The organism is Acetoanaerobium noterae (genome assembly GCF_900168025.1).
GTDB classification, from domain to species: Bacteria; Bacillota; Clostridia; order Peptostreptococcales; family Filifactoraceae; genus Acetoanaerobium; species Acetoanaerobium noterae.
In genome coordinates, this window is the sequence record NZ_FUYN01000006.1 from 134968 (window position 1) to 148181 (window position 13214).

The window sequence follows — 13214 nt, forward strand, 5'->3', positions numbered from 1 at the left end:
CATAATTTGTTAAACACTTATATTAATCTTCTAAACATCTGAATGCTTGTAATCTTTACTAGATAATGATTTAAATAACTATATACTCATTAAGGAAGTTCTGGAATGTATGGTTTTACTGCATCTATTATCTGTTCTTTTACACCATTCTTATTATACTTTAGTAGATTAATTACTCTTTTTGGATATTCACTATCTTTTATTCCAAACTTACTACCTATTTTTTTACTTAAATCCTTGAAATTAAAGATTCTTAAAATATCATCAAGCTCTGTAGCACTTTCAAAGATTTCTCTTTTATCTTTTAAAATACATTCTATAAATTCAATCGTGAATTTTTCATCTAGTGCTTTTTTAACACTCTCCGCTACTAAAGTTTTAGAATCAAAATGCATACAACTCAATTGATAATCAACTTCTTTAGTAAATGCTTCCTTAATCTGTGTCTCTTTTACTCCATTATATAAATCTACAATGAATTTTTTAGCATTATCTACCACATCATCTTCACAACCTAACTGCTTCTGCATTACTAGAAGTAACTCGGGAACAAGAAAAAGATTTTCAACCTCTGAAACTTCTAAACAAAATATTCCGTCGTTTTTAAGTTCATCAACCTCATGCTTCATCCTATAGTCTCTATCTACAACACCATAAACTTCTATATTATCAAATTTTCCATATCCTTTCTTAGCTTTCACATAGTTTACTACTTGCTTGCATCCACCGCATGGTATGACATGGTAATTTTTATCTTTATAAATCTCTTGATACAGTAAATAATCTAAACTACTTTTTGTACCTTCTACAAAAACAATCTTTTTCTTAGTTCCAATTATTTCAAATATTAATTCAGTAGACAAGCTTTCATAGTCTTCAATATTTAAAAACTCATACTCCCACGTATTATCTCCATCAAATGATTTTACCCATAAAATTTCATCTGTATTTCTTGAAACTGCAAAATCTAAATCATGAGTAATATACATAAAAACACAATCTTGCCGTATTTCCTCAAGCTTATCCCATAGTTTATTAAGGATAGCCTTATGTATATGTAACTCCGGCTCATCTATAATCACTAATGTATTATCCTTTACAGTTAGCGCTTGTACTATCATATATAGTATAACTCGTTCTCCATCACTCATTTCTTTCCCATGATATCTATTTTTCCATATTGCATGAACTTCATTACCTGATAAATCAATTTTTCTATTTGGTAATAAATATGACCATATCTCTTCGACTATATCTATAAGAGTTTTTAGTGGTTCAGGTCTTGTTTTTCCTTGAGATACGCAGAGTTTATCCATTTTGTTCTGGTCTTCTAATAGTTTATTGTTCTTAGCAAATAATAGCGATAGGACTTTATCATAATCATTTATCAAAAATGTAGCTGGATTACTACCATACCTATATCCAATTTTACTCGCATATTCATTGGAATTTCCAATATATGCTTCTCTCGTCGATGCTTCTAATCCCTTTATTATTAACGTATCTGATATAGATAATGATTTTTGTGCAGATAATCTCTGTACTAAAAACTGAGAAGGATTGTATGGTCGTTGAAAACTAGTATCATTAAGTTCTTCAATCTTGACACTCAATCTTGTTTTGCCAGCCCCATTAGCTCCTAGCAATACTACTGGTTTTCCTTGTTGCAAATTCCTAATCTCACCATTTGGAAATTTTATCATGAGTTCAGCCATATATAACTCCCCCTTTAAATAATTCTAAAACTTAAATATATCTTAATATAATCAACCTATCTCTAGATAAAAATAAGATAACCCTTATTTATTGCCTTAAGCATATAAATTGGAAACCAATTATACCAGTTAATATTACTACTCTACATCCAAAACCGCCGTCACTTATGGTACGGCTCCCCCTTAATAATCCTATACGCCCTATAAACCTGCTCCAGTAATATCAGCTTCATCATCTGGTGTGGGAATGTCATTTTTGAAAATGATAGCTTATAATCTGCTCTTTTTAGCACAGCGTCAGATAGACCTAGAGATCCACCGATTACAAAAGCTATGTTGCTTTTGCCGGTGATAGCTAGGTCTTCTAGTTTTTCTGCTAGGTCTTCTGATGAGAGCATTTTGCCGTCTATTGCTAGGGCTATGACGTAGGTATTATCCTTTATTTTAGATAGGATTTTATCGCCCTCTTTATCCTTTATCATAATCATTTCTTTGTCGCTGAGGTTTTCTGGAGCTTTTTCGTCATCTACCTCTATGATTTCTAGGGAGCAGTATTTTGAGAGTCTTTTTGTGAATTCCTCTATCCCTAGCTTTAGGTATTTTTCTTTTAGCTTGCCTACTGAGATTACTTTTATATTCATTTTTACTCCTTGATTTTTAGTTTTTATTCTTATTATATCAAGTTTATGCAGGTTTATTTTTTTGATTTAGTATCATTAGGTTTGACAGCATGAGGATGCCTCCACCTGCAAATGTCATGATATATACAGGAACAGAATTTATTATCATTCCTGATATTACTAGCCCAAGAGGTGCTATGAGTTTTACTATGCTCATACTGATGCTTAGTACCTTGCCTCTTAGGTTGTCTGGGATGGATTTTTGCATGAGCCAAAGTATTGGTACGTCTATAAATGATATGGCTATCCCAAATATTACCATTATACTTATATAGTATATCATATATGCTAGGCTACTTGCATCAGCTAGGACAAGTGGAAGACCTAGAAGTGCGATTGCTACAGAAAGCGTAATGCTTGAAAATATAAGGAGCTTGATGTAGTCGATTTTTTCTATTATTTTGCCTACTACTACTGCGCCTAGTATCATGCCTACTGGAAAGGCTCCTTGGATGATGCCATACTGGTTTGAGCTTAGGTTTAGCAGGTTATTTATTATATATGGAAGTGGTACTGTCACGGAAAAGCTTATAAAGAAGTTTAGTATCACGAGCACATTTATCATTTTGACTATTTCTGAGCTTTTTCTTATATAGGTCAGCCCATCCTTTATATCTTCTACAAATCCTCCATCGTCATTTATTTCTGCTTTAGATTTTACATTGTAGTTAAAATCTATCATGGTTTCTATCCCTGCTGAAAAAATAAAGCAGACTGCATTTATGAGGATAAAGGTCTTGATGTCTGTAAATGAAAATATAAGTCCTCCTAATACAGGGGCAAGTATGAGCGCAGTTGAGTCTATTACTTTGCTAAGGGAATTAATGGACATGAGCTTTTCGTCAGCTACGAGGTTTGGTTTTGCCGCTTCAAATGCTATACCGAAAAATGTTGTAAATACTGTAGTCATAAATGTACTGATGTATATCATAGGCTGATTTAGTTCAAATTTTAATGTAAGCAGAAATAATATCGAAAACATCATTCCATTTGCAAAATCCATGAATACTACTATTTTCTTTTTATCAAATCTATCTGACATATAGCCAGCTACTGGACTAAAGATTATGGTAGGTATGAGCCCTACAAATAGAGTAAGTGCAAAACTAAAGCCTGAGCCTGTTTGTTTTAGCACATAGAGTCCTATAGCAAAGGTATAGATTGCTGAGCCAAATACTGAGATGAGCTTGCCTATTATAAATAATCCTAAATTTTTCATAACGAGCCTCCTTTTATATCTTAATGATACAAAGTGAGGCATACTCCACTGCAATAGCTAATTTCATATTTTTTAGGGCAAAAAAAGAGAAAAGGCGGGGTTGACCCTACCTTTTGCCGTAGTAAAGATATGAGTATACCTTTTCGCCTTTTACAAAATAATCCTCGTATTTACCTCCATGCTCTAGGTAGTCAGAGAATTTATCCTCTATGGTTTTAAATCCTAATTCATCAATTGAAAATCTTATGTTATCAAGCAAGAAGTTAGGTTTAAATTTATCCTCTATTATGGAGTTTGCGCTAAAGTTTTTAAACAGGATATAGCTTCCGTTTAGGTAAGCGTTTTGTTTTACATGATGGTCTATCTTGCTAAGAAGAAATTCTTCATGCTCAAATCCAAAGTTACTACTACCCGAAAAATCAAATACTGTGTCTACTAGCTTCTCCCCTATTGGCATTGATAGAAAATCACAGCAGAGGAATATGATTTTTTTCTTTAGTGTTGAGGTTTCCAGCATGGATTTTAGAAATTTATGTCTATTTATATCGTAGTCTACAGCTAGATATACAGAGTCATCTGGAAGCAGGTCATAGATATTTCTAAGGGAAAAGCCCACTCCTGTACCTAGCTCTAGTATTACTTTACCTTCTAGATTTTGAAAATCCAGACGTTTTTTCATCCACTCTATATTTTTGTATATGCTCTCTAGGTAGGATGTATCTGTAAACTTTATATAGTCTGCTATATAGGTGTTTTCCTGTTTGAATCTGCTATCTGCATCTATATAGCCAGGTCCCATTAGTATCCCGTCTTCTATGTGATATTCATGAGACAAGCTACATTTTAAGACCCCATCTATTATTTGATTATCCTTTATGCTTGCATCAGCTACAGTTAGATTTTGAGTGCAGATAGGGCAGGCAAACAAATCAAGTGTATCTAGTGGAATTCCTATGTTATGAGTTTTAGTGCAAGGCTTTTTCTTTAGCTCAGCTAATCTTTGTTCTAGATTTTGGCTTACTGCTGTAAGGTCTTCTAGTTGTTTTTTTACTATAGCTAGCTGATTTGAAAACAGCATTTCATAGTACTGGTCTTCTTGATGTGCTGTTAGGTTTCCAAAGGTTTTGAAAAGAAGTATATCTTTTATTTGATTTAGGCTGAATCCCATATTTTTGAGAGCTAGAATTTCATCTAGGCTTTTTTGGCAGCTCTCATCAAATTCATACTGGGCTCCTTGTTTATCTGGCACCAAAAGACCCATATCTATATAGTGCCTTGCTGTATTCTTTGTTATGTTGTTGATTTGAGAGAATTCACCTATTTTCATATATTTTACCACCTATATTTTTTATGAAAAGCTATATTACTAGTTTTGGTTTAGAAGAGCTGTCTCTACTGCTTTTTTTATGGTCTGGCTTGAGGCAGTCGCTCCCGAAATAGCATCTACATCTATTTTTTGCTCTACTATTATGTCTGCTGTTATTATTTCAGCTGGTTCGCCCTTCATATTGTCGTGCTGTAGCAGTTCTATTTTATTAATTCTGCCGTTTGCTATTTCCACCTCTACTTTAGCATATACTAGTCCCATATCGTATTCGCCTAGGTATTTGCCATTTGGAAGCTCTTTTATATTTATGGTTTCAAATTTTAAGTTCTCTAGCTTATCTGTCATTTTGTTAGCAGTTGATATAAAGCTTCCTGCAGCTATAAATAGTATTACTAAAGGAATTACCCCTGCTATTAACAATATTTTTTTAGTTTTTCTCATTATTTAGCTCTCCTATACAGTCTGGTACAGGTGATTTCTTACAAAATCCACTGCCTCGTCTATTTCTTGCTTGTTCGGATGAGATATTCCCACCACCAAAAATCCACCTTTGCAAGTGTATTCGTCTTTCATCACTTCAATTTGATTGGCTATCAATGCTTCTTTGAGCTTTTCAGGTGTCATTTCTTTCATAGATGAGGTCACAAGAAGCGCTGATTTGATGTTTGCTGGTGTTAGTTTTTTTGCAAATTCAATCAGCTCTGGCTTGCACTCTCCTGAATAAATTCCACTTACGAATATCCCCATGTCATAGCCCTCTATTTTAGGATTGTCTTTTATGTTGAATGCTTCTATTCCTAGCTTCTCTGATATCGCCTGTGCTATTTTTTTACTGTGTCCTGTCATACTTGCATAGATTATTACGTTTTTCATAACTATTTTCCCCCTAGTTTTTTTAAGTTGTTAAAAATTTTAATCTGAGCCTCGCTCATTATACGGATTTCTTCCTCTGAGAGCCCATCATACATCTCGCTGATAAAGTTCATGCCGTATTCTTCATTGTCTTTTGACCACTGCTCACATTTCGAGGTTCTTAGTATTCTCATTGCCCTCTTGTCAGCTTCATCCTTTAGTATATTTACAAACCCCTTTGCCTCGAGCTTGTTTACAATTTCCTTTGTGTTCTGATGAGATGTCTCACACATAGCCGCAAGCTGTTTTAATGTAGGTGGCTCCTCAAATGAGCCTAGCATAGTAAGCACTAGCCACTGCTTTGCTGTTAGATCTTTTTTTGCATTATCCATTACTGTCTGAAGTCTGTTTGCCAGCAGAAATATGTTGCCAAATATGAGATATCTTTTGTCCATCTTCTCGAAATCGTACATTTTGCTCTCCTTTTTTAAAAATATGTAATATGTTATGTATATATGTAGGATATTACCTTTTTAAAAGTTTGTCAAATATTTTTTGTAAATTTTCCCATATTATTTGCAAAAAATATTTAGAGAGCTTCGTCGCTGTTTAGCTTGCTTTTTATAGTCTGATATAGATTAATAGCTTCGAATCTATTGCTAACTCCTAGCTTTGAATAGATGTTGTTAAGGTGCCATTTTACAGTGCCTAGAGTTATGAATTGCTTATCGGCTATACACTGGTTGCTCATACCTTTTGTAAGGTCAAAGAATATCTCTTTTTCCCTGTCAGTAAGCTCGCTTAGGTAGTTCTCTTCTGCTTTGGTATTCATCCATTTTTTATGTAGTCTTTTCATCTGGGTTCTAACATCTGGATATACTGTTTCTGAGAAGTTCTCGTACTTTTCGAATAGTCTATCTATGAGCCTAGCTTCTCCTTCTGACTCTATAAGGTAGTGAACTGCAGTAAGAAGGCTATATACAAAGCCCTTTTCAATTAGCTCTTCAGCTTTTGAGATGAGCTGTTCATAAACGCTCATATCTACTCTTAGCTTATTTTTCAGTGCATATTCAGTTTTCATGCAGTTTAAAAATTGATAGCTTATGAAATGCTCCATATGAGCAATCTGATTTTCGAAGGTTTCGATTAAATTTTTGGCTGAGTTTATATGATTATTGTGGAGGTGGCAAAGTAAAAGATAGTACTCTACCGCTCCATGCATATGAGGATAGTTAAGCTCGTCTATAGTAGCTTTAGTTTTTTCTAGAAGTTTGGATGCATAGGCATATTTTTTTTCATAAAAATATGTAAGGGCTAGAGGAAAATTCATTATGTCCCAGTACCTGCCATCACTTAGCCTTAGATGATATTCCCAGGATTCTCTCACTTGCTCTATATCAGAGACTGCATAAAGGTTTAAGTTTTGGTTTGTATATGCCATGACAGCAAGAAAGCTTCCTTTTGATTTTTCAAAGCAAATTCCAGCTTTTTCATAATAGGTAGCTGCTAGCTTAAGGTTGATTTTCGATGCCTGAATCCTAGCATAGGACATATATACGTTTCCTTTTAGGATGTCATCTTTTGAGCTAGCTACAAGCTTTAAGGCTTCTTCTATCAGCTCTTCAGATTTTGATATGCTTCCACCAAAAAGTGCTACAGCTCTTAGGGCAAGCATATTCGCTCTTAGGCTATTATCTTTTATTTGCTCATCTGGTCTATGTAACAGGGTCTGCTTTAGTGTGACCTGGTCACCTGTTGTAAATGCAAGCCAGGCCGTAGCTATATACTGCTCATCTGTCATATTTTCTATGGTTAAGAGCTTTAGCTCTCTAAATACGGACTCTAGTTCATGGGTATTTGCTATTGTTTGGAATAATTCATACATGGTTTCACATCCTCTATCTAAAAAGCAGAGCTAATTTTTCTCAAGCTCGTTTACCTTTTTATGAATACCCATAATAGTTTCAATAAATAACTGATTTTCATTTCTCCACGGAGTATGTCCTGAATGTTCAAACCAGATGAGTTCTTTGTGAGGGGCTCTTAGACTGTCGTAGTAGGTGTTTACTAGGGATACTGGGGCGTTTATGTCGTGCTTTCCATGTATTATAAATATTGGCACAGAAAGGTCTAATCCTGTTTTTAGCAGGGATTTATCGTATAGCTTTGGGTAGACATTTTCAAAGGTAGTCACTATTCCTCTTATATAATTTACTTTATCAATCACAGAGTACTCCTCGCTCATGATATCCTCTAGGGTTGTGTAGCCTGAGTTGTGTATCTGAGGATTAGAAGACATCTGCTCTGATAGCTTCATAAGGTAGGTCGCTGATTTTTTTGTTACTCCCTTTCCATAGTAAGGCGGCACTCCTTGCTCTATAAGCTTCTTCTCAAGCTTTGTATCGCTGTCCTTTTTAGCCTTTTCAAGTACATACTCATAGCAGATTTTTTCTGTCTCTACAAAATCTACCATCTGACCCGAATTTATGACGGCGTGATAATCGCTAGGGTTTTCTATGGCTGTCCATACTGCAAGTGCAGTTCCCCAAGATTGACCCATGAGATAAATTTTATCCTTGTTTAAATAATCCTTTAAATATTTTGTAAGTGCTATGCAGTCATCTATGTATCTTTCTCTCGTAAGCTCAGCTTTGTTCACTGCTCTGTAGGATTTTCCTGAGCCTGGCTGGTCCCAGTTGACTATAGTAAAGTATTTTTCTAAAGGCTGTAGATACTGCCTAGTTTCTACTAGCTGTGTGCCTCCTGGTCCACCTGCAAGAAATAATATGACAGGATTGCTTTCGTCCTCTCCTCTTATGGTTATCCAATGATTTGAGCCATTCAGCTCAACCTCTATGAGCTTGGCAATGCTGTTTTCTAGCTTATTGCCCTCGCTATCTTTTATTTCAGGTGTGGATGCTGTATATGAGCTCCATGCTGTGCCTAAAACCATTACTAGCAGAATTCCCAGTGCTATATATGATTTTTTCCCTAGTTTTATTTTCATAATCAAACTACCTTTCTTAAAAATTTCATATAGTAAATTGATACCCCTATAACTACTCTCAGTATACATAACCATAGTTTATTTATCCCCTAACCAAAGTTAGGTTTTCTAATTTCAGGGTTTATTGTGTGATTAATGTATTATTTTTGAGGCATTAATTAAGAAGAGATATCAATATATGATAATATAAGAGTAGAGATGAAATTTTATAATAAAAATTCGGTTTTTAGATTTAAGGAGGAGTTTTCATGATTAAGGTATATACATTAAATGCTTTTACTGACGACGTGAGCGGCGGAAATCCTGCTGGCGTTGTACTTGATGCTGATAATCTAACTGAAAAGCAAATGCAAGGTATAGCAAAAAAAGTTGGATTTTCAGAGACTGCTTTTGTTATGAGCTCTGATAGTGCTGATTTTAGAGTGAGATTTTTCACGCCTTCTGATGAGGTAGATTTATGCGGACACGCTACTATAGCTACTTTCAAGCTACTTTTACTAAAAGGAAGAATAGCTACTGGTGTATATAAACAGGAAACTCTAGCTGGGATACTTTCGGTTGAAGCTTTGGCTGATGGAAGTATTTTGATGGAGCAATCTATCCCTGAGTATTATGAAATCATAGAGCCTTCAGAGATTGCTAAAAGCCTAGGACTTTTAGTATCTGAGCTATCTGAGGACTATCCTGTTCAGGTGGTATCTACAGGTCTAAAAGATATAATGGTTCCAGTTAAATCCCTAGAGGCGCTTAAAAACATCGAGCCCGATTTTGAAGCTATAACGGATATCAGCAAAAAGTATGAAAGCACTGGATACCACGTATTTACAACCGAGAGTCTCTCTGGTGCGGATTGTGCTTGTCGAAATTTTGCTCCACTTTATGATATCGATGAAGAAGCAGCTACTGGAACAGCTAGTGGTGCCTTATCTTCTTACCTTTTTAAATACAAGGTTCTAAAGGATAAAACCTATAACAGACTTGCTTTTGAGCAGGGCTACTATATGAACAGCCCATCTAGGATAATTGCCTCTTTACATGTTACTGACGATGAGATAACTGGGGTCTATGTAGGTGGAAACGCTATAGTAACAGGAGAAATTGATATCAAGAGAGGACTTTAGTTTATGAATATAGCTTTGGCTGCGCTTATAGGAGTAATGCTATCTTTTATGGTGCTCACAAACGGAACCTTGGCAGGATATCTTGGAAATTATCCAGCTACTGTTGTAAATCATGCTATAGGTCTAAGTATTGTTCTTATTATTATCTTTTTTAAAAAAATTAAAATTAAAACTTTGCCAAAAGCACCTTTATATATTTACCTAGGTGGTGCTGTAGGAGTTTTTACTGTGCTGTTTACAAATATAAGCTTTAATCATCTAGAAATGTCCCGTACTCTAGCGCTTGGGCTACTCGGTCAATCTATAACCTCTATTTTTATAGATCATTTCGGACTTTTTGGAATGCCACGAGTCAAGTTTAATGCTAAAAAGAGTATTGGACTTAGCTTTGTAGGATTAGGAATATTTTTGATGGATAAATTTTAGGAGGAAGAATGGATTTTTTATATATATTATCGGGTATGCTAGCTGGAACTACTGTAGTTACTTCTAGAAGCATCAATGCCAACCTAGCTAGAAAAATAGGTCTAAACTCCAGCACTTTTTTCAACTTCATAGTCGGCCTTACTGTATCATTTCTAGTTCTCATGGTGCTAGGAGATGGCATGGGTTCCTATTCAAAGGTGGATTTTTCTTCAATCCCATCCTGGGCATATATAGGGTCTGTCCTAGGTGTAGGAGTAGTTTTTTTATCAAATTACATGGCTGTTCGTATCTCAGCTTTTTATTTGACTCTGCTCATTTTTATAGGTCAGCTTTTTAGTGGAGTCATACTAGATTATTTCGTTTTGAACTCCTTATCTACAGGCAAGCTATTAGGTGGTTTTTTGGTGCTTGGCGGACTTAGCTACAATCTTCTTTTAGATAAGAGGGGGATGTAGATTGAGACTTCATAGGCTATTAGGTATCCTTACTCTGCTCGATTCTAGAAAAACCATAACTGCATCAAAGCTCGCTAAGATACTAGAGACCTCTGAGCGTACTATTTACAGAGATATTGATATACTATGCGAATCAGGTATTCCCATAACTTCTTCAAGTGGACCTAGTGGTGGTTTTTCACTTATGGATGATTATGATCTGTCACTTAATACTATGAAAGGCAGTGATGCTCTTTACCTCATGCTTTCAGGCATGGGAGTTCATCCTCAAAAAAATACTCAAATGTATCAATCTGTCCAAAACGCTTTTTTGAAATTAGAAAGTACTGTGTCAGATGAGCATAAGGAAGAAATAATAAGGGCTAAGGAAAAATTTCTCGTAGATTTCAAGCCGTGGTGGGGCGAGGATGTCTGCGAGGACAACATAGATATAATAAAGCAAGCAGTACTAGAGCTCAGAAAGCTCAATGTAAAATACGAAAAGTACAATGAAGAAAGCTCCCAAAGAGTTCTGTCTCCATATGGAGTAGTAGTAAAAAATTCTCAGTGGTATCTAGTTGCAAAATGCCATCTTAAAAACGAAGTGAGGATATTCAAGTGCAGTAGATTGAAAGAAATTGAGCTTTTGGATGAAACCTTTGAGATTCCAAAGAGCTTTGATTTAGAAAGATTTTGGCAGCAGAGCAAGACTATGTTTGTCAAAAAAACTGCTGTAACCGTTTCTGCCCCTTCCTATAGTGTACAGCTAGAGCTAGATGCAAATGACTCAGAAAGTCTGAAGGGCTTTATTGTAATCTCCTCATCTACTTCAAAGGGAAGGCTCACCTACGAGATAGATATGGTTTCTTTTTCTACTGCTTGCAATATACTATTTCCTCTTAGTGACCGTATCAAAGTAATAGCACCAGCTGAGCTTAAGTCCTGGATAGAGGATAAAGCAAAAAATATTTTGAAGCTAAATAGCAGTTTATAATTCATGACATACAGCTGTCAGTAATACCTTGGTATAATGAATGTATCCTAAAAATTGGAAGGGAGATAGTTTATATGCAAAGAAAAATAGTTAGTGTTGATGGATTCAAGGCAGTTGGAATGACTTATTTTGGAGACAATAACAATGGTGAGATTCCTAAAATGTGGCAGATTTTCAATCAGAAGTTTATGGAGATTTCAAACATGAGCAAGCCTGTGCTTTTCTATGGAATCTGTGATTCTGATGTGGATGAACAGGGCAGATTTCATTATGCTGCTGCAGTAGGCGTGGATTCATTTGAAAACGTTCCAGAAACCATGGTTACCAAGACAATCCCTGCTGGAAACTACCTAGTTTACACCTATGAAGGAGATATTAAAAATCTAGGAGAATTTTATGGCAAGATTTTTGAAACCTATCTTCCTCAGTCCGGACATGAGATGGATATGAGACCTCAGCTAGAGGTATATGATGACAGATTTATGAAGACAGGTGCTTTTGATATTTATATCCCAGTTAAATAGGCATCTATCCTGTTAAAGAACTACAGTTTCTCATATATGCCTAAACCTTACTTCATTCACAATCATAATGAAATTTAAAATTAAGCCTCTTGATTCTGTTTTAAGGAATTAAGAGGCTTAATTATTGTAAATAATTCAAAATATATATGACTTATAATCAATCTATTCATTAACTTATGGTTTTTTAATGGCTAATTTTATTTTCTCAATTTACTGTTATGGTTTTAACCAGTAGAATTTCGCAGGCTCCATCTCCAGTATCTGTTCTTGATAGGCTAGTAGACCACGGCCCATCTTCAAAAATTACATTCACAAGATACCCTGAAATTAAGACTACACTGTTTTCTTTTACAGTCTTGAGCTTTTTTAAAACTTCATCATTTGCAGGGATAATATGGGTATTAGAGGAATGCTGACCTACATGAGATACTGTAACTGGAGCATCAGGATTTAGGTTATAGTAGTACCATCTTCCTGATTGTCTGTACTTTACAGTTTCTATTAGCTTAGGCTGATTTAAGTCACCCCATGCTAGAATTAAATCCATAGGTGATATCATTGATGGATAGTCTGAGCAATAATTTTTTCTTCCTCTGACTCCAGCGTGTACCTCGTAGCTAGCTACTAGCTCCACTTTTATATTCCCAGCCTTAGTCTCAAGGTCTAAATATTGTTTTGAGCTTAGATTTTTTTGGATAGGATCAGGCAGATAATCAGGTCCCTTATAGTCTTTTGATAGTAGTTGACTAAAAAAAAGAGCTGATATAGCAATTATAAGTATGACAATAAGCTTTTCTCTATTATTTAATTTCATATCCAGCTCCTATATAGTATATTTTGAACTAATTTTTCTTAATTATATCATTATACTATTATTCCTTTTAGCTTTCCTCCATTATGCTAATAATTTTGAAT

General features: G+C 35.1%; 15 protein-coding genes. 5 read left to right on the forward strand and 10 right to left on the reverse strand.

Features of this window, described 5'->3' with window-relative positions; genetic code table 11:
* Nucleotides 1-89: 89 nt before the first annotated feature.
* The 9 genes from B5X47_RS11395 to B5X47_RS11435 form a co-directional block, all read right to left on the reverse strand.
* On the reverse strand, nt 90-1715 hold the full coding sequence (locus B5X47_RS11395) for an AAA family ATPase (protein WP_079590270.1): 1626 nt from the start codon (nt 1713-1715) through the stop codon (nt 90-92).
* Between the two features lie 161 nt (nt 1716-1876).
* A complete protein-coding gene (rlmH, locus tag B5X47_RS11400; protein WP_079590271.1) occupies nt 1877-2356 on the reverse strand; it encodes a 23S rRNA (pseudouridine(1915)-N(3))-methyltransferase RlmH in 480 nt (159 codons plus the stop codon).
* Nucleotides 2357-2399: 43 nt separating this feature from the next.
* Nucleotides 2400-3614 carry an MFS transporter gene (locus B5X47_RS11405; RefSeq protein WP_079590272.1) on the reverse strand — a complete coding sequence of 405 codons (1215 nt, stop codon included), beginning with the start codon at nt 3612-3614 and terminating at the stop codon, nt 2400-2402.
* Nucleotides 3615-3720: 106 nt separating this feature from the next.
* Complete coding sequence (locus tag B5X47_RS11410; protein ID WP_079590273.1) at nt 3721-4941, reverse strand: MerR family transcriptional regulator; 1221 nt, start codon at nt 4939-4941, stop codon at nt 3721-3723.
* A 39-nt stretch (nt 4942-4980) separates the two neighbouring features.
* A complete protein-coding gene (locus B5X47_RS11415; protein WP_079590274.1) occupies nt 4981-5382 on the reverse strand; it encodes an FMN-binding protein in 402 nt (133 codons plus the stop codon).
* Between the two features lie 12 nt (nt 5383-5394).
* The gene (locus B5X47_RS11420) at nt 5395-5814 is read right to left on the reverse strand and encodes a flavodoxin domain-containing protein (protein WP_079590275.1); all 420 of its coding nucleotides are present in this window, start codon (nt 5812-5814) and stop codon (nt 5395-5397) included.
* Between the two features lie 2 nt (nt 5815-5816).
* Complete coding sequence (locus B5X47_RS11425; protein ID WP_013362744.1) at nt 5817-6266, reverse strand: MarR family winged helix-turn-helix transcriptional regulator; 450 nt, start codon at nt 6264-6266, stop codon at nt 5817-5819.
* Between the two features lie 116 nt (nt 6267-6382).
* Nucleotides 6383-7678 carry a helix-turn-helix domain-containing protein gene (locus tag B5X47_RS11430; RefSeq protein WP_079590276.1) on the reverse strand — a complete coding sequence of 432 codons (1296 nt, stop codon included), beginning with the start codon at nt 7676-7678 and terminating at the stop codon, nt 6383-6385.
* 30 nt (nt 7679-7708) lie between these two features.
* Complete coding sequence (locus tag B5X47_RS11435) at nt 7709-8800, reverse strand: alpha/beta hydrolase family protein (protein ID WP_242951047.1); 1092 nt, start codon at nt 8798-8800, stop codon at nt 7709-7711.
* Between the two features lie 248 nt (nt 8801-9048).
* Here B5X47_RS11435 and B5X47_RS11440 point away from each other — a divergent pair, with 248 nt between their 5' ends.
* The 5 genes from B5X47_RS11440 (at nt 9049) to B5X47_RS11460 (ending at nt 12299) form a co-directional block, all read left to right on the forward strand.
* A complete protein-coding gene (locus B5X47_RS11440; protein ID WP_079590278.1) occupies nt 9049-9921 on the forward strand; it encodes a PhzF family phenazine biosynthesis protein in 873 nt (290 codons plus the stop codon).
* Between the two features lie 3 nt (nt 9922-9924).
* Entirely contained in the window at nt 9925-10347 is a 423-nt protein-coding gene (locus tag B5X47_RS11445; RefSeq protein WP_079590279.1) for a DMT family transporter, read from the forward strand.
* Between the two features lie 8 nt (nt 10348-10355).
* Entirely contained in the window at nt 10356-10802 is a 447-nt protein-coding gene (locus B5X47_RS11450; protein ID WP_079590280.1) for a DMT family transporter, read from the forward strand.
* 1 nt (nt 10803) lies between these two features.
* Complete coding sequence (locus B5X47_RS11455; protein ID WP_079590281.1) at nt 10804-11775, forward strand: helix-turn-helix transcriptional regulator; 972 nt, start codon at nt 10804-10806, stop codon at nt 11773-11775.
* A 74-nt stretch (nt 11776-11849) separates the two neighbouring features.
* Nucleotides 11850-12299: a GyrI-like domain-containing protein gene (locus B5X47_RS11460; RefSeq protein ID WP_079590282.1), complete on the forward strand. Its 450-nt coding sequence runs from the start codon at nt 11850-11852 to the stop codon at nt 12297-12299.
* Nucleotides 12300-12504: 205 nt separating this feature from the next.
* On the opposite strand, the gene B5X47_RS11465 is transcribed toward B5X47_RS11460, so the two are convergent.
* The gene (locus B5X47_RS11465; protein ID WP_079590283.1) at nt 12505-13113 is read right to left on the reverse strand and encodes a hypothetical protein; all 609 of its coding nucleotides are present in this window, start codon (nt 13111-13113) and stop codon (nt 12505-12507) included.
* Nucleotides 13114-13214 lie beyond the last annotated feature (101 nt).

Coding starts and splice junctions, on each gene's coding strand:
- B5X47_RS11410 (WP_079590273.1), bottom strand. CDS start 4,941: ATGAAAATAGGTGAATTCTCTCAAATCAACAACATAACAAAGAATACA.
- B5X47_RS11430 (WP_079590276.1), bottom strand. CDS start 7,678: ATGTATGAATTATTCCAAACAATAGCAAATACCCATGAACTAGAGTCC.
- B5X47_RS11415 (WP_079590274.1), bottom strand. CDS start 5,382: ATGAGAAAAACTAAAAAAATATTGTTAATAGCAGGGGTAATTCCTTTA.
- B5X47_RS11440 (WP_079590278.1), top strand. CDS start 9,049: ATGATTAAGGTATATACATTAAATGCTTTTACTGACGACGTGAGCGGC.
- B5X47_RS11465 (WP_079590283.1), bottom strand. CDS start 13,113: ATGAAATTAAATAATAGAGAAAAGCTTATTGTCATACTTATAATTGCT.
- B5X47_RS11450 (WP_079590280.1), top strand. CDS start 10,356: ATGGATTTTTTATATATATTATCGGGTATGCTAGCTGGAACTACTGTA.
- B5X47_RS11445 (WP_079590279.1), top strand. CDS start 9,925: ATGAATATAGCTTTGGCTGCGCTTATAGGAGTAATGCTATCTTTTATG.
- B5X47_RS11395 (WP_079590270.1), bottom strand. CDS start 1,715: ATGGCTGAACTCATGATAAAATTTCCAAATGGTGAGATTAGGAATTTG.
- B5X47_RS11425 (WP_013362744.1), bottom strand. CDS start 6,266: ATGTACGATTTCGAGAAGATGGACAAAAGATATCTCATATTTGGCAAC.
- rlmH (WP_079590271.1), bottom strand. CDS start 2,356: ATGAATATAAAAGTAATCTCAGTAGGCAAGCTAAAAGAAAAATACCTA.
- B5X47_RS11405 (WP_079590272.1), bottom strand. CDS start 3,614: ATGAAAAATTTAGGATTATTTATAATAGGCAAGCTCATCTCAGTATTT.
- B5X47_RS11435 (WP_242951047.1), bottom strand. CDS start 8,800: ATGAAAATAAAACTAGGGAAAAAATCATATATAGCACTGGGAATTCTG.
- B5X47_RS11420 (WP_079590275.1), bottom strand. CDS start 5,814: ATGAAAAACGTAATAATCTATGCAAGTATGACAGGACACAGTAAAAAA.
- B5X47_RS11460 (WP_079590282.1), top strand. CDS start 11,850: ATGCAAAGAAAAATAGTTAGTGTTGATGGATTCAAGGCAGTTGGAATG.